Below are 21,454 nucleotides of genomic sequence, written 5' to 3' on the forward strand. Positions count from 1 at the left end.
AGCATGAAATTCGGGAATCTGGCCCTCTCACCACGACAGGTCGTCGACGACATCGCGCTCTGCCTGGTCTTCTTCACCAGGCTGCCGCTGCCCGTCTTCGATTTTCGCGGCCGCAGCCTTGCCGCGGCGATCTGGGCCGCCCCCATCGCCGGTCTCGTCGTCGGCCTGATCGGCGCCATCGTTTTTGCCACGGCGGAACGGTTCGGCCTTGCCATGGGGCCGGCGGCCGCACTTGCCCTCGTGGCAACCCTGCTCACCACCGGCTGCCTGCATGAGGACGGCCTGTCCGACGTCGCCGACGGGTTTGGCGGCGGCAAATCGCGCGGCCGCAAACTTGAGATCATGCGCGACAGCCGCATCGGCGCCTATGGTGCGGCGGCGCTGGCTCTGTCGCTGCTGGTCCGCTGGAGCGCGCTGTCGGAGTTCGTCGATCCCACACAGGCCCTGTTTGCCGTCCTGGCCGCACACGCGGCCTCGCGCGGCCTGCTTGGCGCTTTCATGCATCTCTTGCCTCCAGCGCGCGTCGACGGCCTCTCGGTCGACGCCGGCACCGTGTCGCAGGAAACCGCCATGGCCGGCGCCTTGCTCGGCGCGATCCCGCTTCTCTTGCTCGGGCTGGGCGGCGCCGTCTTCGCGCTGATCCTGCTTGGCCTGCTGTTTGCCGCATTCCGCGCCCTTTGCTTCAACCAGATCGAGGGCCAGACCGGCGACACGATCGGCGCCTTGCAGCAGGCAAGCGAGATCGCGGTGCTGCTCGTCGCTTCCGTAGCGCTTTCCTGATCCCTTTGGCCTGATCCCCATGGCCTGATTCCTTTTCGGAGACTTTGCCCCCATGTCCTTCAAGTCCCTTAGTGAATTGCGCGCCGCCTGCCTCGACCTGCCGGCTGGCAGCGATGCCGCGGCCAATGCGGTCGCACGCCGCCAGGACACGCTGACCAAGCCGCAAGGCAGCCTCGGCCGGCTCGAGACCATCGCCGCGTGGCTGGCGCGCTGGCAGGGCCGCGACATGCCGAAACTCGACCGCGTCAAGGTTTTCGTCTTCGCCGGCAACCACGGCGTCACCGCGCAAGGTGTGTCGGCCTATCCCTCGGAAGTCACCGTGCAGATGGTGGCGAATTTCGCTGGCGGCGGTGCCGCCATCAACCAGCTTGCCCGCATAGCCGGCGCCGAACTCGACGTCATCCCGCTCGATCTCGACCATCCGACCGGCGACTTCACCCAAGGTCCGGCAATGGACGAAGCGCCCTTTCTGGCGGCGGTCTCGGCCGGCTATGATGCGGTGACGAAGGATCTTGACCTTATCTGCTTCGGCGAGATGGGCATCGGCAACACCACGCCGGCGGCTGCCATCTCAGCAGCCCTGTTCGGCGGCGGCGCGGAAAAGTGGACAGGGCGCGGCACCGGCGTCGATGACGCCGGCTTGAAGCGCAAGGTGGTCGCCATCGAAGCCGGCCTGAAGCGCCATGCCGCAGCCCTCGCCGACCCGCTTGCTATCGCTGCCGTGCTCGGCGGACGCGAACTGGCCGCCATCTTCGGCGCCACGCTCGCCGCCCGACATCTCGGCATACCCGTGCTGCTCGACGGCTTCGTCTGCACCGCCGCCGCAGCCCCGCTGTCGAAGCTGCACCCGACCGGCCTCGCCCACACCATCGCAGCCCATGTCTCCGCTGAGTCAGGCCATCGCGGCCTGCTCGAAGCGCTCGGCCTGCCGCCGCTGCTCGACCTCGGCATGCGGCTCGGCGAAGGCTCCGGCGCCTGCCTCGCCGTCAACATCGTCCGCTCGGCGCTGGAGTGCCATGCCCGCATGGCGAGTTTTGCAGAGGCTGGCGTGTCGGAGAAGTAGTTATTCATTCCCCGTATCGGCCGACAAAGATGCCGTTGTCACGACAAAGGGGGCATCTTACCGCAACGGCGATTCTCAAATAGATTTTCGTGGATGAATTTCATCCTGCCGCAGCTGCGGTGTTATCGCCGGGGCGGTCGCTGTTGTGTCCCGTCACAGCAGCTATTCAAGTCATGGCCCGATCGACACCGGCATTTTCGTTGTCTTCCTGGTCTTCTTCTGGTGGCTCGTCAGCGATTTCTCCGGGGGAAAAGACGGAACTGGCGCCAACGAAGCTGCAGCCGGGGAAAGGAGCCTTGCTTTTCGATTCGGCCGGTTTCTGAGCCGCATTTTTCAACGCGGCTAAATCGCCACAAGATCCGGATAGCGCGTTTGAAGAATCACGGTCGGACAGCCTTGCCCGAGATGCGCCAAACGCGTCTCGCTTTCAGGGTCTTTCCACCAACTCTTCTAGGAATTTGGTGGGTGCGCACAGGATTGAACTGTGGACCCGCTGATTAAGAGTCAGCTGCTCTACCAACTGAGCTACGCACCCACTCGGCCGGCAAAAACCGGCGTTGGCGGGCATATAGCCGCCACCATCGGTCCTGTCCAGCCCTGCCGGAATCATTTCCCGACAAATCGACCGAGCATGCGTTCGATCAAACGAACAGCTTGCCCTCCGCCACCTTGATTGCGTTGCCGCCGATGCGCGCCGAGGCCAGTTTTCCGCCTTGCACGGTCAGTTCGAGGCGGATGCGCGATGGCCGGCCCATCTCCAGCCCCTGCTCGATCCACAGCTGTGAAATGCCATCGGTCGGCGCGTCGAAATGCATGATGGCGCCGGCAAAGGCGGCTGCCGCCGAACCGGTCGCCGGATCCTCGTAGGAAGGCGTGCCGGGCACGATCATGCGCACATGGAAGGCGCTTTCGTGGTTCACCGTCTCGCGGCAGTAGACATAGGGGCTGGCGAAGGCCCATTCGCTCTTGCGCGGCGCCAGTTCCGACCAGGCCTGGTTGTCCAGCCGGATGCGACCCGCCGCCTCGAGATTGGCAACCGGGATGGTGACATAGGGCACGCCCGCCGACCAGAATGCGACGCGGTGATTCTCGAAGCCGATCTCATGCGGCGTCAACCCAAGCGCGGCACCGATCGCCTCCGGATCGGCATCGAGCTTCAGCGGCTCCGGCAGCTTCGCCAGATCGAACTCGGCAAAAGTGTTGCCGTCATGCTTGCTGACGGCGCACCGCACCGGACCGATGTTTTCCTCCAGCACGAAGATGCCGGCGCCGCCCTCCTCCGCAAGTTCGGCCAGCGCGATCGCGGCGCCGACCGTCGGATGGCCGGCGAACGGCATTTCATAGTCGGGCGTGAAGATGCGGATGCGGTTTTTGTGCTTGGGATTGTCCGGCGGCAGGACGAACACCGATTCGGACAGGTTGAATTCGCGCGCGATGGCCTGCATCGCGGCCGTGTCCAATCCCTTGCTGTCGAGCACGACGGCCAAAGGATTGCCGGCCAGTCGCTCGGTCGTAAACACATCGTAAAGCAAGTAATTCCGGGTTTTCATTCCTGCCTCAATCCCAACATGGGCGAAATTTAATTTGATATTTGAACCGGTAAGCCTGATCTGTGCACAGATAGGGACATTGCGCGTTATAGGGGTCCAGCGTGGACCAGATTGTCAATCTGCCAAAGACGGAATCGGATTCCGCCATCGAGACGGCGCTTGGGCTCGACCAGACAGGCCGGCGCAGATCGCGCGGTCGTGGGTGGCTCTATGCGCTGCTGGCGCTGATCGTGCTCGTCGCCGGGCTTGGCGTCTATCAATGGTATGCCGGCTCGCCGGCCAGGATTGACTACACCACCGTGCCTGCCGCCAAGGCCGACCTCACCGTCGCGGTGTCGGCGACCGGCACGCTGCAGCCACTCACCCAGGTCGATATTTCAAGCGAACTGTCCGGCATCATCCGCTCGGTCTCGGCCGAGGAGAACCAGCAGGTCAAGAAGGGTGACGTGCTGGCGACACTCGACACGGTGAAACTCGAAGTCCAGATCGAGCGCGCCGAAGCTTCGGCCAAGGCCGCCGCCGCCAATGTCGAGGACGCCGCGGTTACGCTGGCCGAAAACGAGAAGGCGCTTGTCCGCGCCGCAGCGCTCACCAAGCGCGGAATGGCGACCGACCAGTCGCTTGAAGCAGCAACCGCCACGCGCGACCGTTCCAAGGCAGCTCTCGACAGTGCGCAGGCCAACCTCGCCATCGCCCAGGCCGACCTCAAGGCGCAGCAGACCGACCTTGCCAAGAGCACCATCTATGCGCCGATCGACGGCATCGTTTTGACGCGCTCGGTCGATCCCGGCCAGACGGTCGCCTCCTCGCTGCAGGCGCCGGTGCTGTTCATCATCGCCGCCGATCTCAGGAACATGGAACTGGTGGCGGCGGTCGACGAGGCCGACATCGGCGCGGTCAAATCCGGCCAGCATGCCCGCTTCACCGTCGATGCCTTCCCCGAGCGGCCATTCGATGCCGAGATCCGCGACATCTCCTATGCCTCGGTCACCACCGACGGCGTCGTCACCTACAATGCGCGGCTCGAGGTCAACAACAACGAGCTGCTGCTGCGGCCCGGCATGACCGCCACCGTTTCGGTCGTCACCAAGCAGGCCAAGGACGTGCTCACCGTACCGGCCACCGCCTTCCGCTATCGTCCTGCCCAACAGGCCGCACGCGGCTGGAGCCTCAGCGACCTGTTCACCGGCCGCATGGGCCGCCCCGGCGGCAACCGCCAGCGCCAGGCCGCCACAGTGCCCACCGACGGCTCGCGCACGCTCTATGTGCTGGAGAACGGGCGTCCACACCCGGTCAACGTCAAGATCGGCTCCACCGACGGCGAACTGACCGAGATCATTTCTGGCCTCGACGAAGGCGCACAGGTCATCACCGCGTCGCAGCAGCGGAGCTGATGCCGTGGCCGCCGGTGCTGCCCTCATCACCTTCGACAAGGTCTGGAAGAGCTATGGCCAGGGCGAGGCCAAGGTGCATGCGCTGGCCGGCGTCGATCTTGCCATCCGGCGTGGCGAATTCGTCGCCATCATGGGGCCGTCCGGCTCCGGCAAGTCGACGGCGATGAACATCATCGGCTGCCTCGACACGCCGACGGCCGGAACCTATTCCTTCATGGGCATCGACGCTGGCCGCCTCGACCGCAACCGCCGCGCCATGCTGCGCAACCTCTATGTCGGCTTCGTCTTCCAGGGTTACAATCTGCTGGCCCGCACCACGGCGGCCGAAAATGTCGAACTGCCGCTGATCTATCGCGGCGTGGCCGCCCGCGAGCGCCGCGACCTTGCCATGCAGGCCCTGGCGGAGGTCGGCCTTGTCGGCCGCGAGCACCACACGCCGGCCGAACTGTCCGGCGGCCAGCAGCAGCGCGTGGCGATCGCGCGCGCCATCGTCACGCGGCCGACGCTGCTCGTCGCCGACGAGCCGACCGGCAATCTCGACACCGCCCGCACGCACGAGATCATGGAGTTGCTGACGCGGCTCAACAAGGAGCTTGGCCTAACCATCGCCATGGTCACCCACGAGGCCGATGTCGCCGACTATGCCGAACGCACCATCCGCTTCCTCGACGGCCACGTCGCCTCTGATTCCAGGAAGCTGGAGATCGCACAACCATGATCTGGGAAACCGTCCGCCTGTCGCTGCGCTCGATCCGCCGCAACGTGCTGCGCTCGTTCCTGACCTTGCTCGGCATAGTCATCGGCGTTGCCGCCGTCATTGCCATGCTCACCATCGGCTCGGGCACCACGCAGAAGGTCAAGGCCGACATCTCCAAGCTCGGCAGCAATCTGCTGGTCGTCCGCTCCGGTCGCCCGGCCGGTCCCGGTGGCCCGGGCGGGCTCGACCAGGTGGTGCGTCCGCTGGCCGAAAAGGAGCTGGCGGCGCTGGTTGCGCATCTGACTGGCGCCCGCGCCATTTCGCCGGCTTCGCAAAAGCAGGTCCGGGTCATCTTCGGCACCGAGAGCCTGACCTCGGGCGTCACCGGCACCGACAGCGCCTATCTCGATGCGCGCGACTGGAAACTGGTGTCGGGCCGCCCGTTCAGCGATTCCGAAACCCGCTCGGGCACCGGCGTGTGCCTGATCGGCGAGACGGTGCGCCAACAATTCTTCGGCGCTGGCGATCCCGAGGGCGAGATCATCCGCGTCAACCGCACCTCCTGCAAGATCATCGGCCTGCTCGAGCCCAAGGGCTATACCGGCTTCGGTCAGGATCAGGACAATGTCGTGCTGATGCCGCTGCACGCCTACCAGCGCCGCATCGCCGGCAACCGCGACATCGACAACATCTACATCGCCGCCGATGACCGCACGCCGACCAGCGAGCTGCAGCCGCGCGTCGAGGACATTCTGCGCGACGCCAGACGCATCACGCCCGATCGTGAAAGCGATTTCGCCATCCGCGACATGACCCAGATCGCCGACGCCATGGCCAGCGCCACAACCACCATGACCGGCATGCTGGGCGCCGTCGCCGGCGTCAGCCTGCTGGTCGGCGGCATCGGCATCATGAACATCATGCTGGTGTCGGTCACCGAACGCACCCGCGAGATCGGCATCAGGCTCGCCATCGGCGCGCATGAAAAGCACATCTTGATCCAGTTCCTGGTCGAGGCGACGGTGCTGTCGCTGCTCGGCGGCATTATCGGCATCCTGATCGGGCTGGCGCTGGCCGGGCTCGCCGCGGTGACGCTGACCATCCCGTTTGCGCCGAGCCCGGCGGTGATCCTGCTCGCCGTCGGCTTTTCCGCGCTGATCGGCATGGTGTTCGGCTTCTTCCCGGCGCTGCGCGGCGCCAGGCTCGATCCGATCGATGCGCTAAGGCACGAGTAGGGCAACCGGCCGAAACGCGGCCGGCGCTTCGACGGGTTTTTGCACAGTCTTCGACATTTCCACCCAGCCCCGCCACTGTCGTCGCGCCGTTCATGATGCTAGGGCAATTCACCCTTGGGTGGAGAAATAGCCAATGAGCAAGAAGGGGCGACTGATCCTGGCGATGGTCATCATCGAGGCCTTCCTTGCAGGCATCTGGTGGTATCTCGCCCGCTTCGGCATGGCCAATCCCGATCGCGTCACCCCTGACTTCCAGGCAGTCGTCGGCCAGACCATGGGAATGGCGATGGGCGGTTTGCTGGGCATCGGCTTCATCCTGTTCCTCGTCGCCGCCCGCAACGATCGCAACGCGGCACAGAACAAGACGCGCCCTTAACTCCCGTTTGCGAAATGCCACTCGATCAGCGGCTTCATGTGCGGTGACAGGCCGACCGGCAGGTCGGCGGCATGGCGGATGATCACTGGCCCGTCGATCTCCGGCTCGGTTTCGGTGGCGACGAAGGCTGAGATGCGCTGGGCGATCTCGTCTGCGGGCGCCGCCGCGTGGTAGCGGCGGAAGATCACCGTGCCGCTGTTGGTCGACATGGCGTGGTAGCGCTGGCCGCGTTCCGCACCTGACAGGTCGAGGCCGGTTTCCTCGCGCACTTCGCGGATCATGTTGAAATCGACATCGACCAGGCCATCGCGAAAATCGACCGGCTCGAATGAGCCGGCGGCAAAATAGACGCGGCCGGCGTTGACCGTGTGCGGACCCATGCGGATCGCCACCAGCGCATTGTCGGCTGCCACCAGCATGGCATGGGCATAGGCATGCTCGGCGCCCGAATTCTCGCGCCGCTTCCGCCACAGCATGAAAGTCGAATAGTTGACCGCATGGCAGCGGCCGGCGAGACGGTTGTCGCGGTAGGCAAGCTGCGACAGCAGCACCACCATGCCGTCGAACAGCGCCGGATTGGCAGCGATTTCGTGCTGCCAGTTCTCGGCGATCGCCTCTGCATTGTCCCTTGCGAACGGGTGCGGACCGGGATCGAGCCGGACGTCGATGGCGTCGACCGGCAGGATGACGTTGCGTGGCAGGTCGAAACTCATGCGTCAGGTCATGTCCAGCGTGATCGCCACCGGGCAATGGTCCGACGCCTTCGGCCGGTCCCAGCCGGCACGCGGAAAGCGGTCGACCTCCTGCCCCGGCGGAAAAATGGTGCGCCAGGGCTGGCCGTTGCGGATGATGTCGGGAACAGCCGTCGCGTTGCTGGCGGCGAGCCCCTTCGACAGCAGGATGTAGTCGAGCTGGCACAGATGCCGTTCTTCCGGTCCGCGCGTGTGGTAGAAACTCCAGCGGTTCATCTCCGGCCGCCGCTCGACGACGTTTTCGCAGAAGCCGCCGGCCGTCAGCACGTTGATGCAGGACAGGGCTTCGTCGACGACCTCGAAGCGATAGCCGTCGATCGCATCGCCGGCCACCTTCACACGCTGGCGGTAATCGTTCATATCGCCGCAGATTGCCCAGCGTTTGTCGGCGGCATAGTCCTTGCCGAAGCGCTCCTCGATGATGCGCCGCACGGCCTGCGCCTCCGCGATGCGCACCGGCATCGTCGCCTCGCGCCCGTCGAGCCCGTTGCGCGGCGAACCCATCGACTTGAAATGCACGAGATAGAGCGTCAGCGGCACGCCGCCCACGGTGACGTCGATCTCCAGGCAGTCGCGCCGGAAAATGCGCTCATTGGCCTGATTGCCCAGTGCCTCGAGTTCCGGCGTGTGCAGCCCGAACTGCTCGTAGGTGACATAGGCGTGGCTGGTCATGCGCACGAATTCGATCGGCTGGCCCTGGGCGGTCTCATTGCGCATCATCACGGCAACGTCGATGCCGCGTGAATCATTGCCCGATGTGGTGTATTTCTGCCGGTAGCCCTGCCCCACCATCTTGAACAGATAGCCATATTCGAAGGCCTTCAGCGCCTCGATGTTGTCGACCTCCTGCATGCAGATGATGTCGGCCCGGGTGGCAGCGATTGCCAGCGCCGTCAGCTGGCGCGTGTCGTCGGATTGGGCGATGGCGCGGGCCTGCTCCAGCATCCTGTATTCCGCCTCGCTCTGGATATCGAACAGCGCCAGCGTTCGATCCTCGTTGAGCTGGTTGCGATAGCCGGAATAATCGAACCTGTTCATCAGGTTCTCGACATTGAAGGTGGCAAGGCGCAGCGACATGCCATGACCTTTGCCCGCAAGTGCTTCGGAAAACAAGCGCGCAGGACCACCATCTGAGATCGATTGGTCCTGGGTGCGTTCGCGTCATGGTTGACGGAACCTTTCCGTTCATCCGCCGTTCAGATGCAAACATCCATTGTTGCCCCATTCCTCGGGTGGGCGTGGGGCCTGTAACTCTTGGAGAGTGCAATGAATTCGCTCTTTTCTTCCACGGTCAAATCGGGGCTGCTAGCCCTGGGTATCCTCTCCGGCGTCACGGCACCGTCCGCCGCCGGCCCGATCATGCAACCGGACCTGTCGATTCCCACCAGCACCGCGGCGCCGAATGTCACGCCGGTCCGCGACAGCTGGGCGGGCGGCAACAACAACCGTCAGTTCAACAACGACAATTGGAGATGGCGCCGGTCGGGCAATTGGGACGGCGGCCGTCGGCACTGGCACGGCGGCGGCGGTCACTGGAATGGTGGAGACAACTGGCGTTGGCGCCATGGTCGCCATCACTATCGCGGCGGCCGTTACTACGATGATGGCGCGAGTGCCGCGATCCTGGGCCTTGGCCTGGGGCTTGGCCTCGGCAGCATGTACAACAACTACGACTACTATGACCGGCCGGCGCCGCGCCGCTACTACCGCGCGGGACGGCTTTCGAGCGCCCATGTCCAATGGTGCTACAACCGCTACCGGTCGTACCGGGCCTATGACAACACGTTCCAGCCCTACAACGGCCCCCGCCAGCAGTGCTACTCACCCTATTGATGGGCTGGCCCTGTAGCTGAGCTGACCGACAGAATGAAAAAACGGCGCCACGTGGCGCCGTTTCTTGTTCATGGAAGCTGCTATTTTCGAGCGCTTGTGGATTTCGCTCAGTTCTTCGCCTTGTCGACCAGCTTGTTTTTGGAAATCCACGGCATCATCGCGCGCAGCTTGGCGCCGACTTCCTCGATCTGGTGGCTGTCATTGTTGCGGCGGATGCCCTTGAAGCGGGACATGCCGGCGCGGTACTCCTGCATCCACTCCGAGGTGAATTTGCCGGTCTGGATGTCCTTCAGCACGCGCTTCATCTCGGCCTTGGTCTCGGCGGTGATGATGCGCGGACCCGAGACATATTCGCCCCATTCGGCGGTGTTCGAAATCGAGTAGTTCATGTTGGCGATGCCGCCTTCATAGATCAGGTCGACGATCAGCTTGACCTCGTGCAGGCACTCGAAATAGGCCATCTCAGGCGCGTAGCCGGCTTCCACCAGCGTCTCGAAACCGGCCCGGATCAGTTCGACCAGGCCGCCGCACAGCACGACCTGCTCGCCGAACAAATCGGTCTCGCATTCCTCGCGGAAATTGGTCTCGATGATGCCCGAACGGCCGCCGCCGACGCCGCAGGCGTAGGACAGTGCCAGGTCGAGCGCATTGCCCGAGGCATCCTGGTTGACGGCGACCAGGCACGGCACGCCGCCGCCCTTCTGGTATTCGCCGCGCACCGTGTGGCCGGGACCTTTCGGCGCGATCATGACGACGTCGACCGTCGGCTTCGGCTCGATCAGGCCGAAATGCACGTTGAGGCCGTGCGCGAAGGCGATCGCGGCACCATCGCGGATGTTCGGGGCGATCTCGTTCTTGTAGATGTCGGCCTGCAGTTCGTCCGGCGTTGCCATCATCATCAAGTCGGCCCATTTGGCCGCGTCCGCCACGCTCATCACCTTGAGACCGTCGGCCTCGACCTTCTTGGCGGTTGCCGAGCCGGCCTTGAGGCCGATTGCGATCTCCTTGGCGCCGGAATCCTTGAGGTTGAGCGCATGCGCCCTGCCCTGGCTGCCATAGCCGATGATGGCGACCTTCTTGCCCTTGATCAGATTGAGATCGGCATCACGATCGTAATAGACGCGCATTTTGTCTTCCTTCCCGTTTATAAATCAGAGCATGATGCCGAAAAGTGCGAAGCGGTTTTCGGACGACATCATGCTCTATCTTCTTGATTTAGAGACGGATTCAGATTTCAGGTCGACTTGACCTGAAATCATCCGGCTCTAGGGCCTTGCGGCCGGTTGTTGCTCCATGAAGAGCGAGAAACTGCTGCGTCGCCCGTGCGGCATCGCCGCCGATCGCCGCCTCAGTCAATTCCAGCCGGTCGCCGAGCAGCAGACGGATCTGCACATCGCGGGCGACCAGCCCGAAAAAGGTGCGGAACGCCGTCTCGGCATCCGCGAAATCCAAAAGCCCGGTCCGTCGGCCGGCCTCGAGCACCGGCTTCAGCCGTTTGGCCAGCGCGAAGCGGCCGTTCTCCAGCACCACGGCGCCGAGATTGTCCTTGCCGGAACCGGCATGGCTGACCGCCACCCGATTGAGCGCGATCGACGTGTCGCTGGAAATCACCTTGAGCCAATCCGAGGCGAAGCGCTCGAGGCTCGCGGTCAGCGAGGCAAGATCGAGCCCCTTGCGGTCGACCGGTGCCACCCGCACTTTCGAGGCCTGCCATTGCACCGTCGCCGTCAGCAGCCCGTCGCGGTCGCCGAACCATTTGTAGAGCGTTTCCTTGGAACAGCTGGCGCGGCGCGCCACGGCGGTCATGGTCAGCTGGTCGCCTTCCTCGACCAGCTGCCGCAACGCCGCGTCGAGCACGGCCTTCTGCCGCTCTGTCAGCGCTTCGCTGGTGTCGATGTCAGGCACGATGTGCAACACGCTCTTCTCTCGAAAGGTCGGCATTCCCGATAAGCCGTACCGTACGTTACGGTTCGGCTTATTGCGCGATCCGAGGCCGTGCGCAAGAGGACGAGAGCAAAATATCTGCAAAATGGACAGGCGCTGGCGCGACAGGCTCGCTTAATCGCTGGCTGGCGGATGGCGCAACCGTCCAAGCAGTGCCGAGACCATGGTCAGCTCATCTGCCGACAGTTTGGCGCCAATCAGTTCGGCGATCGAGCGTCCGTACACAGCCCACATCTGGCGGCGTGTCTCTCGCCCCTTGGCCGCGATGCGGATGGTCTGGCCACGGCCGTCATCGGCCACCGGCAGTTTCTCGACGAGCCCATCGGCCTCGAGCCGGGCCAGCAGGCGCGAAATGTTGTATTGCGCGAACAGCGTGCGCTCGATGAGCTGGAACGGCCGCAACCCGCCCTCGCCCGCCTCGGCAAGCTCATGCAACACGTCGTACCAGGCAAGCGGCGGCAGACCGACGGCCTTCAATGCCTCTTCGGCGCTCTCCATCAACTGGCGCGATACGCGCATCAGGCGAGCCCAAGCCTTGATGGCTTCGGGCGAAGGCGTGGCTTTCTCGGTCATGGCGCACCTTAGACGATAGATGCAATTGCATCAAGCTTGACGATCAATGCATATGCATCTACATAGATGCAATTGCATTAATCAGGGAAAGCCAATCCGATGAAACACGAAATCTGCAAACGCGCCGACAAGCTCATTCTCGTCAGCCATCACCTCTGCCCCTATGTGCAACGCGCCGCGATTTCGCTCACCGAAAAGGGCGTGCCGTTCGAGCGCGTCGATATCGACCTCGCCAACAAGCCGGACTGGTTCAAGGCGATCTCGCCGCTCGGCAAGGTGCCGCTGCTGCGCGTGCAGCGAAATGGCGAGGAAACGGTGATCTTCGAATCGGCCGTCATCCTCGAATTCCTCGAAGAGACGCAAGCCAACCCCCTCCACCCTGCCGATCCCTATGCCCGCGCCCGGCATCGCGCCTGGATCGAGTTCGGTTCGGCAACCCTCAATGCCATCGGCCGGTTCTATTCAACATCGACCGAGGCCGGCTTCCTTGACGAATCCAGCGCGCTGTCCGCCATGTTCGACCGTCTCGAAGCCGAGCTGGCGGACGAGCCTGGCGGCCCCTGGTTCGCCAGCAAGCACTTCTCGCTGGTCGACGCCGTTTACGGTCCGGTCTTCCGCTATCTCGATGTCTTCGACCGGATCGGTGATTTCGGCATTCTTGACCGTAAGCCCCTCGTCCGCGCCTGGCGCCAGGCTTTGAGTGAACGCCCGTCGATCAGGCAAGCCGTGGCGCCGGACTACCCACAGCGCCTGCATACCTTCCTGCGGGCAAAGGGATCGTACCTTTCGAGCCTCATTGGCCAAAACGATCCGGCCACCGCGCTTCGACCAGTCCTATCCGCTTGAACGGATCGATTACGGTGCCGGCCACCATCGAGGCGAGAAACTGCGGCGCCGGCGGGATTTTTGCCACCGTCGCCACCAGCCTGTCGCGGATGAAGGGCAGCGCCACCGAATCCGACTGGTAGAACGGCGTGAACGCCAGCGACAGCGCCTGGAAGATGCGGACATGCCAGCGCCGCGCCCTCGCATAGGCTTCAAGTGCCGCTTCGACACTGTCCGTCCGCGCCAGCGCATGGCTGAGCGCCGCGGCGTCGAGCAGCGCCATATTGGCCCCTTGCCCGAGCTGCGGGCTGGTCGAGTGCGCCGCGTCGCCGATGATGGCCAGCCGCCGCCCAACCGGCCGCTTCATCGTGTGGTGGCCATAGCGCGCCAGCGAGAGCTGGTCGAAACTGTCGATCTGGCTGACATACGCCTCGCTCTGCGGCCACAGCCGGATCACCCTGTCCTTCCAGGCATCCAGGCCCCGGACGCGCACCTCATCGGCGTCCGACGGCTTCAGGCTCCAGAAGAAGGCCGCCATCTTTTCAGCGCCCGGCTGCGGCCGGCCGATCGGCAGCACGCCGATCATCACGCTCGCTCTGTCGTAGCGTTGCAGCAGCGCGCGCTCATCGAAACCGTCGCCGCGCCAGCCAAGCGAGGCCCAGAACGCGCCATAGGTGAGCGGTCGTGGCTCGCCTGCAGCGCTTGCGCCGCGCAGTTTCGAGCGCGAACCGCTGGCGTCGATGACGAGGTCGAACGGCCCCGTCCTTCGTCCGTTGCCGCAGATCAGCGTCGTCCGTTCGCCCGTCTCCAAGGCCTCGATCTCGACGCCGGTTTCGATGGCGATCGCTTTGCGTTGGGCGGCGCGGAAGAGCACGCCGAACAAGGCCGCCCGGTGCACCGCCAGCCCGAAGCGGCCACCGCGCTGCGCATCGTAGCGGACATCGAGCACGGTACGGCCTGTGGTGGCATCGGCGCCATGCAGGCGGTCGATGCGGCTGCCCAGCGCCAGCATGTCGTCGAGCAGGCCAAGATCGGCCAGCACCGTCAGCCCTGTCGGCTGCAGGATCAGCCCGGAGCCGACCGGCTTCGGCTCATCGAAGCGTTCAAAGACCGTGACCCGATGCCCGGCGCGCTTGAGATAGAGCGCCATGGCCAGTCCCGCCGGCCCGGCGCCTGCTATTGCGATGTCGTAGGAAATGCCAATGCCCCCAAAGCCGAACTGGCCGGGACAATCCTTCAGCAGCCCGGCGAAATCAAGCCGCACCCTGGGGCTTTAGCGGTCGTTCAAGCCAGGGCCTTGGCGGCCGTTCAAGCCTGGGACGCATCAAAATCGGCGCGCGCTGCGCGCACCGCATCATGGTTGAGTTCGGCCCACAGAATCAATTGATGAAAGGCGCCGAACATAGAGCGCCCGAGATCGGTCAGGCTGTATTCAACGCTTGGTGGTTTGGTCGGGAACACCTCACGATGCACATAGCCATCGCGCTGAAGATCGTACAGCGTCTGGGTCAGCATGCGCTGCGAAATGTCGGGCACAAGGCGCCGCAACTCGCCGAAGCGATAGGGTTTTTCAGCCAGCGCCATCATCAGCAGCGACCTCCATTTGCCGCTCACCCCCTGGATGACCTCGCGAACCGGACAATTGGCAATATTACCGCCGCCTGAGATGGCCTTGTAGACCTCCAACTTCGACTTCAGATTGATGACCTTGCCGTCCATGGCTGGTTCCCTGCGTGTGCCTACCTCCCGAAAAACTGCCTTCTTTACGGCACCAGGTCAATTCCTATTTTAGTGCTGGTCTCTTTTTGAGACTGCCACTCGAACCGCCTTAGCGGCGCAATGTCAGGACCTTCCATGAGCGAAACCCTTCTCGTCACCGGCGCTTCCGGCCAGCTCGGCCGCGGCGTCATCCAATATCTCCTGGACAAGCACAAAGTTCCACCGGCAAACATCATCGCCGCCACACGCAATCCGGAAAGCGTGGCCGATCTGGCGTTGCGCGGCGTCGTTGTCAGGGCCGCCGACTTCAACGACGCGGCGTCGCTGGAAACCGCATTCAAAGGCGCCGACAAGGTGCTGATCATTTCGACCGGCGATCTCGATCTCAAAAGCGGCAGGCGCCTGAAGCAGCACGAAAATGCCGTCGCCGCGGCCAAAAATGCCGGTATTTCGCATCTGCTCTACACCTCGATGCCCAATCCGGAGCCGGTATCGCCGGTCCTGTTTGCCGATGACCACTACAGCACCGAGCAGGCGATCAAGGCGAGCGGCATCCCCTACACGATCTTCCGCAACGGCTGGTACCAGGAGAACCTGTTCATGGCCCTGCCGCACGCGATCGCATCGGGAAAATGGTACACGTCGGCCGGCGACGGGCGCATTGCCCACGGTGCGCGCGACGACATGGCAGCGGCCATCGCCGCCAGCCTCGCTGGCGCTTCAAACGAAAGCAAGACCTACACCTTGACCGGTCCGCACGCCTACACCACGGCAGAGATTGCCGCCCTGGTAAGCGAGGTCACCGGCAAGTCGCTCGATGTCCTGCAGGTTCCGGATGAAGCGCTCACCGAAGGGGTAAAGGCATCAGGCGTTCCCGAGGATTTTGCTGAAGTCATCGTGTCCTTCGACGTCAACACGCGCTCCGGCCGCATCGCCATGGTGACCGACGCGATCGAGACGCTTTCCGGCCGCAAGCCAAAAACGCTGAAGCAGTTCCTCGAGGCGAACAAGGCCGCGCTGGCCGGTTGAAGCGGAGTGACATGGACTGTGCCGCAAGACACAGCTCATTCGCCAGGACATGTCGAGATTCAGGTCAGGCTGGACCGAGAATGTGGGTTCCGAGAACCGGAACGGAGCGGACACTTGGTCCGTGAGTACCGGAAGCGCAGGAACCTGCCGTTCGCAGGCCGGCCTCACCTGAATATCGGCATGTCCTAGATGGCCACCTGAGTGCCGATCTCCACCACGCGCCCGGTCGGGATCTGGAAATACTCCGTCGCGTCGGCCGCCGTGCGCGCCAGGCCGATGAACAGCCGGTCCTGCCACACCGGCATGCCGGAATTGGGCGAGGCCTTGAGCGAACGCCGCGACAGGAAGAACGAAGTCGTCATGATGTCGAATTTCCAGCCCTGCTTGCGGCAGATCGCCAGCGCGCGCGGGATGTTGGGCTGCTCCATGTAGCCGAAGGTCAGAGTCACGCGCATGAACAGCTCGTTGACCGTCTCCATCTTGACCCGGTCGCTGTCGGGCACCACCGGCTGCGGCGCGGTCACCACTGAAAGGATGACGTTCTGCTCATGCAGCACCTTGTAGTGCTTCAGGCTGTGCATCAGTGCGGTTGGCGCGCTGAGCGGATCGCTGGTCAGGAACACGGCGGTGCCTGACACCAGCTGCGGCTTCTTCTTCAACAGATTGCCGGCGAGGAAATCGAGCGGGATCTCGTTGCGGCGGGTCTTGTCGAACAGATAGCGGCTGCCGCGCACCCAGGTCCACATGGCCAGCACAATGGTGAAGGCAACGGCCAGCGATGCCCAGCCGCCCTCAAACACCTTGACGATGTTGGAGGCAAAGAAACCGACGTCGATGAAGCCGAACAGCGCCGTCAGCGAGACCGCCAGCCACAGCTTCCATTTCCAGATCCGCGTCATGACCACAAACAACAGCACCGTGGTCACCAGCATGTTGCCGGTCACCGAGATGCCGTAGGCCGATGCCAGCCTGCTGGACTCGCCGAAGCCCACCACCAGCATCATCACCACCAGCGCCAGCAGCAGGTTGACGCGCGGCATGTAGATCTGGCCGGACTGTTTCTCCGACGTATGCAGAATTTCCAGGCGCGGCAGCATGTTGAGCTGCACCGCCTGCCTGGTCAACGAGAAGGCGCCCGAGATCACCGCCTGGCTGGCGATGACCGTGGCGGCGGTCGCCAGCACGACCATCGGGATCAGCGTCCAGCCTTCATTCATTTCGAAGAACGGATGGCCGACGACGCCGTTCTTGGCCAGCACGAAAGCGCCCTGCCCGGCATAATTGAGCAGCAGGCACGGAAACACGACCCACAGCCAGGCGAGCACGATCGGCTTGCGGCCGAAATGGCCGAGATCGGCATAGAGCGCTTCCGCGCCGGTCACGGCGAGGAAGATGGCGCCGATGGTGACGAAAGCGACATCGGGCGAATTGATCAGGAAGGCGACGATGTAGTGCGGGCTGATCGCCCACAGGATTTCCGGATCGGCGATGATGTGGTTGAGGCCGGAAAGGCCGATCGCCAGGAACCACACCGCCGTCACGGGACCGAAGACCAATCCCACGCCGCCCGTGCCGAAACGTTGCACCGCGAATACCATGGCGAGAATGACCAGTGTCAGCGGCACGACATAAGGCTGGAAGGTCGGCGTGACGACGTTCATGCCTTCGACCGCCGACAGCACCGAAATCGCCGGCGTGATGACGGCGTCGCCGAAGAAAAGCGACGCCCCGACGATGCCGATGCCGAGCATCAGCGCCGAGCGCTTGGGGAAACTGCCGCGCGCCAGCGCCATCAGCGACAGCACGCCGCCCTCGCCGCGGTTGTTCGCCCGCAGCACGAACATGATGTATTTGATGGTGACGATGATGGTCAGCGACCAGATGATCAGCGACAAAACGCCCAGGATGTCACCGCGGTCGGCCACTTCTCCGCCGGAAGATGCCACCAGCGCCTCGCGAAAGGCGTAGATCGGGCTGGTGCCGATATCCCCATAGACGACACCGAGCGCGCCCAGCATCAGAACCTTGGTGCTGTGCTGTTCGACTTCCGAATGGCTCGATTGTTCGACGGGTTCTGCCTCACTACCATTATTGGTAAGGGCCATGGACGACACTCCGATAAGCGCGCGGTGCTCTACGCTTGCTGCAATGCAATATCAAGTGCCGTCGCGTAATGGCAGCCATGCCTGCCATGCGAGGCTGCCATTGCTACCACCCGCAGGCCTTGAGGAACCGACCCACCGTGCCGGCCATGCCATACTCCAACGCGTCGGCTGTCAACCCATGTCCGATCGACACTTCGGCCAATGCCGGAATGCGCCTGGCAAGTGCCGGCAGATTGCTGACCACCAGATCGTGCCCGGCATTGACCTGAAGCCCGGCGGCAAGCGCGGCGTCGGCTGTTTTTCCCAGCCTTTCCAGCTCTTTGGCCGCTTTGGCGGAATCTGTGTGATAGCTGCCATATGGACCCGTATAGAGCTCGATGCGGTCGGCGCCGGTGTCGCATGCGGCCGCCACCCAATCGGGGTCCGGATCGGAAAACAGCGACACGCGAAAGCCCCCCTTTTTCAGACGCTTGACGATCGGTGTGAGGAACGCGGCCTGGGTAGCGAAGTTCCAGCCATGGTCCGATGTCGCCTGAGCCGGATCGTCCGGCACCAAAGTCACCTGTTCGGGCTGATGCTTTTCCACAAGCAACAGGAAATCCTCGGTCGGATAGCCTTCGATGTTGAATTCCGCGCGCGGAAACTCGTCGTCGATCAGCGAGCGAATCTCGGGCAGATCGGAGTGTCTTGTATGCCGTTCGTCGGGGCGTGGATGCACCGTCAGCCCATGCGCTCCGGCCGCCAGCGCGATGCGGCCGATGCCGGTGACGCTGGGCCACGGCAGGTCGCGCCGGTTGCGCAGCATGGCGATGGCATTGAGGTTGACGGAGAGCTTTGCAGGCATGCGGGTGGCCTCGGAAATCGTTAGACGCGCCCACCTATAATGCCTTTGACGGGAACAGTAATGCCTTTGGTGGGAACAGACTGGGGGTTTCGGGTGTTCCAAGCCTGATGAACCAGCGGGGAAAGGTAGCGCCGATGAATTTTCTTGATGAGGTGCCGGCAATCCGCCGTATCGAGACCAGCCGTGACGACCTTTTCGCCATCGATGTCGTCGGGCACGTTTCCGCGGCCGACGGTGAAAATCTTTTCGGATTGCTGGAGGCAGCCTACGCCCTGCATCCGCGCGTCGATGTGCTGGTGCGCCTCGTCGACCACGACGGCGTCGACTGGGCCGACATCGCTGACGAGACCCTGAAGCAGGGCGCCATTCATGCATTGGAACATGTCGACCGTTGCGCGACGATCGGCGAACCGGACTGGATAGCGGACGCACAACGCTTTCTGCCGTCCTCACCACCCATCGAAATCAGGCATTTCAGGACGGAGGACGAGGCTGCCGCCTGGCAATGGCTTGCCGCACAGCCTATCGGGGCAACAGCATCCGGCGCCCCTACCTGACGATCGTCAGCCGCTCGGCCGCCCGCGTGATGGCGGTGTAGAGCCAGCGCTGGCGGGTTTCCTTGAAGGCCCAGCTTTCATCGAACAGCACGATCTCGTTCCACTGCGAGCCCTGCGCCTTGTGCACGGTCAGCGCGTAGCCATAGTCGAAATCGTCGAAGCGCTTCTTCTGCTGCCAGGGGATATCGGCGTCCGGATCCTCGAACGCCGCCTTGAGCAGCTTGATCTTGGCGACGCCGCGATCCGGATCGTCCTCTTCCGGCGACACCAGAAGGTTGATGCCGGGCTTCACCGTCTCGCGCGACGATGTCATCACCTTCCACAGCGAGCCGTTGAGCAGGCCCTTTGCCGGATCGTTGCGCAGGCAGACGAGCTTGTCGCCGGCCTGCGGATAGTCGGCGTTGAAGCCCTTGAGCTCGCGCAGCCGCTGATTGTAGCGGCGCCGCGTGCGATTGGTGCCGACCAGCACCTGGTCCGCCTTCAGCACCAGTTCCTGGGTAACGTCTTCCTTGCCGATCACCTGCGCCGTGCCATAGTCGCCACGCATGAACTCGCGGCCCTCGCGCACATCGAGCGCCAGCCGCAGGATCGGGTTGTCGCGCGCCTGCCGGTGGATTTCGGTGAGCAGAAAATCCGGCTCGTGGTCGGTGAAGAAGCCGCCGCCCGAGATCGGCGGCAACTGGCCGGGGTCGCCGAGCACCAGGATCGGCGTGCCGAAACTCATCAGGTCGCGGCCGAGTTGCTCGTCGACCATCGAACATTCGTCGATGACGACCAGCTTGGCCCGCGAGATCGGGCTCTGCCGATTGAGCGAAAAAGTCGGCGACATCGACGTCTTGCCGGTGATTTCGTCCGACACCGATTCCTCGCCTTTCGGCCGGTAGATCAGCGAATGGATGGTACGCGCATTGACCGCGCCCTTGGAGCGCAGCACCTGTGCGGCCTTGCCGGTAAAGGCGGCGAACTGCACCTGGCCATCGACATGCTCGGCGAAATAACGCGCCAGCGTCGTCTTGCCGGTGCCGGCATAACCGAACAGCCGGAACAGCTGCGGCTTGCCGGTCTTCAGCCAGCGAGCAACCGCTTGCAACGCCTCGTCCTGTTGGGGAGAGAATTCCATCAGCGCGAGAGACCGGATTCGCAAGGGAAAGACAAGACAGCCGCCATCACCATCGACGCGTCGGGGCGCTTCAACACCGCCGACAAGTCAGGCTATCAGGCGCGGACAAGAACGTAAAGGGAACAACCGACCACGTCGGCTGGAAGCGAAATTCAGGCAATGGCCATGGCGGCCCGCGGGTCGCGGTCGTCGGGTGGTAGCGGAACGGGAGCGTATCCGGCATAGCTGACGCTCAACCGTGCCTGCCCGTTCGAACAGGACCGGAGTGCATCCTCCAGCTTGGACATCTAAGCGGCACTGTCGCGTTGACGACGACGACCACGCCGCGGATTTCCCGACTCAGGATCTGGCCACGGCGGCTTTGCAGTTCGGCGATGACGTTGCCGACATGGGTTGCTGAAGTCATTACTTCGACCTTCATGATCGGCTCGAGCAACTGCACGCCGAGGCGTGGCGCGGCTTCGCGAAAGCAGGCGCGGCCGGCGATCTCGAAAGCCAGAGCCGAGGAATCGGTATCGTGAAAAGCGCCATCCATCAGCACCGCCTTGACGCCGATCATCGGGAAGCCCGCAAATGGACCTGAGGACAATATGCTGCGCAGCCCCTTTTCGACGCCCGCAATGTATTCGCCATGAAGCGCACCACCGACGATCCTGGACTCGAACACGGAGTCCGCGCTGTCCGCGTTCGGCTCGAACATGATCTTGACGCGGGCGAACTGACCGGTGCCGCCGGACTGCCTCTTGTGCGTGAAGTCCTGCTTGTGCGTACGGGTGATCGTCTCGCGATAGGCCACTTGTGGAGAACCAATATTCACATCGACCTGGGACTCGCGACGCAGGTGGTCAATGATGATGTCGAGGTGGAGTTCGTCCATGAAGGCGATAATGGTCTGGCCCGATTCCTCGTCTTGCATGACGCGGAAGAAAGCATCCTCGTCCGCCAGCTTCGCCAAGGCGATACGCAGCCGCTCCTGATCGGCCTTCGATTTCGGCTCGATCGCGATTTGCAGCAAAGGCCAGGGCGCGGCAGGCTTTTCCATCATGGGGATATGGTCG

21 protein-coding genes, 1 tRNA gene and 1 pseudogene are annotated in these 21,454 nt (G+C 63.5%); 10 read left to right on the forward strand and 13 right to left on the reverse strand.

Features of this window, described 5'->3' with window-relative positions; all coding sequences use genetic code 11:
* Positions 1–3: 3 nt before the first annotated feature.
* Positions 4–780, forward strand: coding sequence for an adenosylcobinamide-GDP ribazoletransferase (gene cobS / locus LB559_RS20655; protein ID WP_064993763.1), 777 nt, complete (start codon positions 4–6; stop codon positions 778–780).
* Positions 781–832: 52 nt separating this feature from the next.
* Entirely contained in the window at positions 833–1,843 is a 1,011-nt protein-coding gene (gene cobT, locus LB559_RS20660; protein ID WP_064993764.1) for a nicotinate-nucleotide--dimethylbenzimidazole phosphoribosyltransferase, read from the forward strand.
* Positions 1,844–2,302: 459 nt separating this feature from the next.
* On the opposite strand, the gene LB559_RS20665 is transcribed toward cobT, so the two are convergent.
* Together LB559_RS20665 and LB559_RS20670 are read right to left on the reverse strand one after the other, a co-directional pair.
* Positions 2,303–2,378: transfer RNA gene (locus LB559_RS20665), tRNA-Lys, on the reverse strand.
* A 106-nt stretch (positions 2,379–2,484) separates the two neighbouring features.
* Complete coding sequence (locus LB559_RS20670) at positions 2,485–3,393, reverse strand: PhzF family phenazine biosynthesis protein (RefSeq protein WP_027160563.1); 909 nt, start codon at positions 3,391–3,393, stop codon at positions 2,485–2,487.
* Between the two features lie 101 nt (positions 3,394–3,494).
* Between LB559_RS20670 and LB559_RS20675 the strand changes: the two genes are divergently transcribed.
* The 4 genes from LB559_RS20675 to LB559_RS20690 all read left to right on the forward strand — a co-directional run bounded on the left by LB559_RS20675 (position 3,495) and on the right by LB559_RS20690 (position 7,095).
* A complete protein-coding gene (locus LB559_RS20675) occupies positions 3,495–4,787 on the forward strand; it encodes an efflux RND transporter periplasmic adaptor subunit (RefSeq protein WP_224674872.1) in 1,293 nt (430 codons plus the stop codon).
* A 4-nt stretch (positions 4,788–4,791) separates the two neighbouring features.
* Positions 4,792–5,505 (forward strand): ABC transporter ATP-binding protein, encoded by a 714-nt coding sequence (locus tag LB559_RS20680; protein ID WP_013531071.1) that lies wholly within the window; start codon positions 4,792–4,794, stop codon positions 5,503–5,505.
* On the forward strand, positions 5,502–6,719 hold the full coding sequence (locus tag LB559_RS20685; RefSeq protein ID WP_063168255.1) for an ABC transporter permease: 1,218 nt from the start codon (positions 5,502–5,504) through the stop codon (positions 6,717–6,719). The genes LB559_RS20680 and LB559_RS20685 overlap by 4 nt, the downstream gene beginning before the upstream one ends.
* Positions 6,720–6,852: 133 nt before the next feature.
* Positions 6,853–7,095 carry a hypothetical protein gene (locus tag LB559_RS20690; protein WP_224674873.1) on the forward strand — a complete coding sequence of 81 codons (243 nt, stop codon included), beginning with the start codon at positions 6,853–6,855 and terminating at the stop codon, positions 7,093–7,095.
* Here LB559_RS20690 and LB559_RS20695 read toward each other — a convergent pair.
* Together LB559_RS20695 and LB559_RS20700 are read right to left on the reverse strand one after the other, a co-directional pair.
* A complete protein-coding gene (locus LB559_RS20695) occupies positions 7,092–7,808 on the reverse strand; it encodes a hypothetical protein (RefSeq protein ID WP_224674874.1) in 717 nt (238 codons plus the stop codon). The genes LB559_RS20690 and LB559_RS20695 overlap by 4 nt on opposite strands.
* Before the next feature lie 3 nt (positions 7,809–7,811).
* Entirely contained in the window at positions 7,812–8,924 is a 1,113-nt protein-coding gene (locus tag LB559_RS20700; RefSeq protein WP_013531067.1) for an endonuclease/exonuclease/phosphatase family protein, read from the reverse strand.
* Between the two features lie 189 nt (positions 8,925–9,113).
* Here LB559_RS20700 and LB559_RS20705 point away from each other — a divergent pair, with 189 nt between their 5' ends.
* The gene (locus tag LB559_RS20705) at positions 9,114–9,680 is read left to right on the forward strand and encodes a BA14K family protein (protein WP_013531066.1); all 567 of its coding nucleotides are present in this window, start codon (positions 9,114–9,116) and stop codon (positions 9,678–9,680) included.
* Positions 9,681–9,787: 107 nt separating this feature from the next.
* On the opposite strand, the gene ilvC is transcribed toward LB559_RS20705, so the two are convergent.
* The 3 genes from ilvC to LB559_RS20720 form a co-directional block, all read right to left on the reverse strand.
* Positions 9,788–10,807, reverse strand: a complete 1,020-nt coding sequence (ilvC, locus tag LB559_RS20710; protein ID WP_224621262.1) for a ketol-acid reductoisomerase — start codon at positions 10,805–10,807, stop codon at positions 9,788–9,790.
* Positions 10,808–10,907: 100 nt separating this feature from the next.
* Positions 10,908–11,621: a TetR/AcrR family transcriptional regulator gene (locus tag LB559_RS20715; RefSeq protein WP_224621263.1), complete on the reverse strand. Its 714-nt coding sequence runs from the start codon at positions 11,619–11,621 to the stop codon at positions 10,908–10,910.
* A gap of 117 nt (positions 11,622–11,738) precedes the next feature.
* On the reverse strand, positions 11,739–12,197 hold the full coding sequence (locus LB559_RS20720) for a MarR family winged helix-turn-helix transcriptional regulator (protein ID WP_063172435.1): 459 nt from the start codon (positions 12,195–12,197) through the stop codon (positions 11,739–11,741).
* A 99-nt stretch (positions 12,198–12,296) separates the two neighbouring features.
* On the opposite strand from LB559_RS20720, the gene LB559_RS20725 reads away from it, so the two are divergent.
* A complete protein-coding gene (locus LB559_RS20725; protein WP_027160572.1) occupies positions 12,297–13,043 on the forward strand; it encodes a glutathione S-transferase family protein in 747 nt (248 codons plus the stop codon).
* On the opposite strand, the gene LB559_RS20730 is transcribed toward LB559_RS20725, so the two are convergent.
* Positions 12,991–14,286, reverse strand: coding sequence for an FAD-dependent oxidoreductase (locus LB559_RS20730; RefSeq protein WP_224621264.1), 1,296 nt, complete (start codon positions 14,284–14,286; stop codon positions 12,991–12,993). The genes LB559_RS20725 and LB559_RS20730 overlap by 53 nt on opposite strands.
* Before the next feature lie 44 nt (positions 14,287–14,330).
* Positions 14,331–14,741, reverse strand: coding sequence for a winged helix-turn-helix transcriptional regulator (locus tag LB559_RS20735; RefSeq protein ID WP_013531060.1), 411 nt, complete (start codon positions 14,739–14,741; stop codon positions 14,331–14,333).
* A gap of 135 nt (positions 14,742–14,876) precedes the next feature.
* On the opposite strand from LB559_RS20735, the gene LB559_RS20740 reads away from it, so the two are divergent.
* Positions 14,877–15,770 (forward strand): SDR family oxidoreductase, encoded by an 894-nt coding sequence (locus tag LB559_RS20740; protein ID WP_127385428.1) that lies wholly within the window; start codon positions 14,877–14,879, stop codon positions 15,768–15,770.
* A gap of 185 nt (positions 15,771–15,955) precedes the next feature.
* Here the strand turns inward: LB559_RS20740 and LB559_RS20745 are convergent, their stop codons facing one another.
* On the reverse strand, positions 15,956–17,875 hold the full coding sequence (locus LB559_RS20745) for a potassium transporter Kup (protein ID WP_013531058.1): 1,920 nt from the start codon (positions 17,873–17,875) through the stop codon (positions 15,956–15,958).
* Positions 17,876–17,978: 103 nt separating this feature from the next.
* Positions 17,979–18,719, reverse strand: a complete 741-nt coding sequence (locus LB559_RS20750; protein ID WP_224621265.1) for a pyridoxine 5'-phosphate synthase — start codon at positions 18,717–18,719, stop codon at positions 17,979–17,981.
* Between the two features lie 134 nt (positions 18,720–18,853).
* Between LB559_RS20750 and LB559_RS20755 the strand changes: the two genes are divergently transcribed.
* Complete coding sequence (locus tag LB559_RS20755; protein ID WP_013531056.1) at positions 18,854–19,276, forward strand: STAS/SEC14 domain-containing protein; 423 nt, start codon at positions 18,854–18,856, stop codon at positions 19,274–19,276.
* On the opposite strand, the gene LB559_RS20760 is transcribed toward LB559_RS20755, so the two are convergent.
* Both LB559_RS20760 and fusA read right to left on the reverse strand, forming a co-directional pair.
* Positions 19,269–20,396, reverse strand: a complete 1,128-nt coding sequence (locus LB559_RS20760; RefSeq protein ID WP_111547600.1) for an ATP-dependent RecD-like DNA helicase — start codon at positions 20,394–20,396, stop codon at positions 19,269–19,271. The two genes, LB559_RS20755 and LB559_RS20760, sit on opposite strands and share 8 nt — an antisense overlap.
* Before the next feature lie 152 nt (positions 20,397–20,548).
* Positions 20,549–21,441, reverse strand: a pseudogene (gene fusA, locus LB559_RS20765) (elongation factor G); the annotation flags it as partial.
* Positions 21,442–21,454: the final 13 nt, after the last annotated feature.

The sequence above is a fragment of the Mesorhizobium sp. BR1-1-3 genome (assembly GCF_020165455.1).
Taxonomy (GTDB): domain Bacteria; phylum Pseudomonadota; class Alphaproteobacteria; order Rhizobiales; family Rhizobiaceae; genus Mesorhizobium; species Mesorhizobium ciceri.

Excerpts from the sequence above, each read along its gene's own strand:
- cobS (WP_064993763.1), top strand. The coding sequence starts at position 4 with ATGAAATTCGGGAATCTGGCCCTCTCACCACGACAGGTCGTCGACGAC.
- cobT (WP_064993764.1), top strand. The coding sequence starts at position 833 with ATGTCCTTCAAGTCCCTTAGTGAATTGCGCGCCGCCTGCCTCGACCTG.
- LB559_RS20670 (WP_027160563.1), bottom strand. The coding sequence starts at position 3,393 with ATGAAAACCCGGAATTACTTGCTTTACGATGTGTTTACGACCGAGCGA.
- LB559_RS20685 (WP_063168255.1), top strand. The coding sequence starts at position 5,502 with ATGATCTGGGAAACCGTCCGCCTGTCGCTGCGCTCGATCCGCCGCAAC.
- LB559_RS20690 (WP_224674873.1), top strand. The coding sequence starts at position 6,853 with ATGAGCAAGAAGGGGCGACTGATCCTGGCGATGGTCATCATCGAGGCC.
- LB559_RS20695 (WP_224674874.1), bottom strand. The coding sequence starts at position 7,808 with ATGAGTTTCGACCTGCCACGCAACGTCATCCTGCCGGTCGACGCCATC.
- LB559_RS20700 (WP_013531067.1), bottom strand. The coding sequence starts at position 8,924 with ATGTCGCTGCGCCTTGCCACCTTCAATGTCGAGAACCTGATGAACAGG.
- LB559_RS20705 (WP_013531066.1), top strand. The coding sequence starts at position 9,114 with ATGAATTCGCTCTTTTCTTCCACGGTCAAATCGGGGCTGCTAGCCCTG.
- ilvC (WP_224621262.1), bottom strand. The coding sequence starts at position 10,807 with ATGCGCGTCTATTACGATCGTGATGCCGATCTCAATCTGATCAAGGGC.
- LB559_RS20715 (WP_224621263.1), bottom strand. The coding sequence starts at position 11,621 with ATGCCGACCTTTCGAGAGAAGAGCGTGTTGCACATCGTGCCTGACATC.
- LB559_RS20720 (WP_063172435.1), bottom strand. The coding sequence starts at position 12,197 with ATGACCGAGAAAGCCACGCCTTCGCCCGAAGCCATCAAGGCTTGGGCT.
- LB559_RS20725 (WP_027160572.1), top strand. The coding sequence starts at position 12,297 with ATGAAACACGAAATCTGCAAACGCGCCGACAAGCTCATTCTCGTCAGC.
- LB559_RS20735 (WP_013531060.1), bottom strand. The coding sequence starts at position 14,741 with ATGGACGGCAAGGTCATCAATCTGAAGTCGAAGTTGGAGGTCTACAAG.
- LB559_RS20740 (WP_127385428.1), top strand. The coding sequence starts at position 14,877 with ATGAGCGAAACCCTTCTCGTCACCGGCGCTTCCGGCCAGCTCGGCCGC.
- LB559_RS20745 (WP_013531058.1), bottom strand. The coding sequence starts at position 17,875 with ATGGCCCTTACCAATAATGGTAGTGAGGCAGAACCCGTCGAACAATCG.
- LB559_RS20750 (WP_224621265.1), bottom strand. The coding sequence starts at position 18,719 with ATGCCTGCAAAGCTCTCCGTCAACCTCAATGCCATCGCCATGCTGCGC.
- LB559_RS20755 (WP_013531056.1), top strand. The coding sequence starts at position 18,854 with ATGAATTTTCTTGATGAGGTGCCGGCAATCCGCCGTATCGAGACCAGC.
- LB559_RS20760 (WP_111547600.1), bottom strand. The coding sequence starts at position 20,396 with ATGGAATTCTCTCCCCAACAGGACGAGGCGTTGCAAGCGGTTGCTCGC.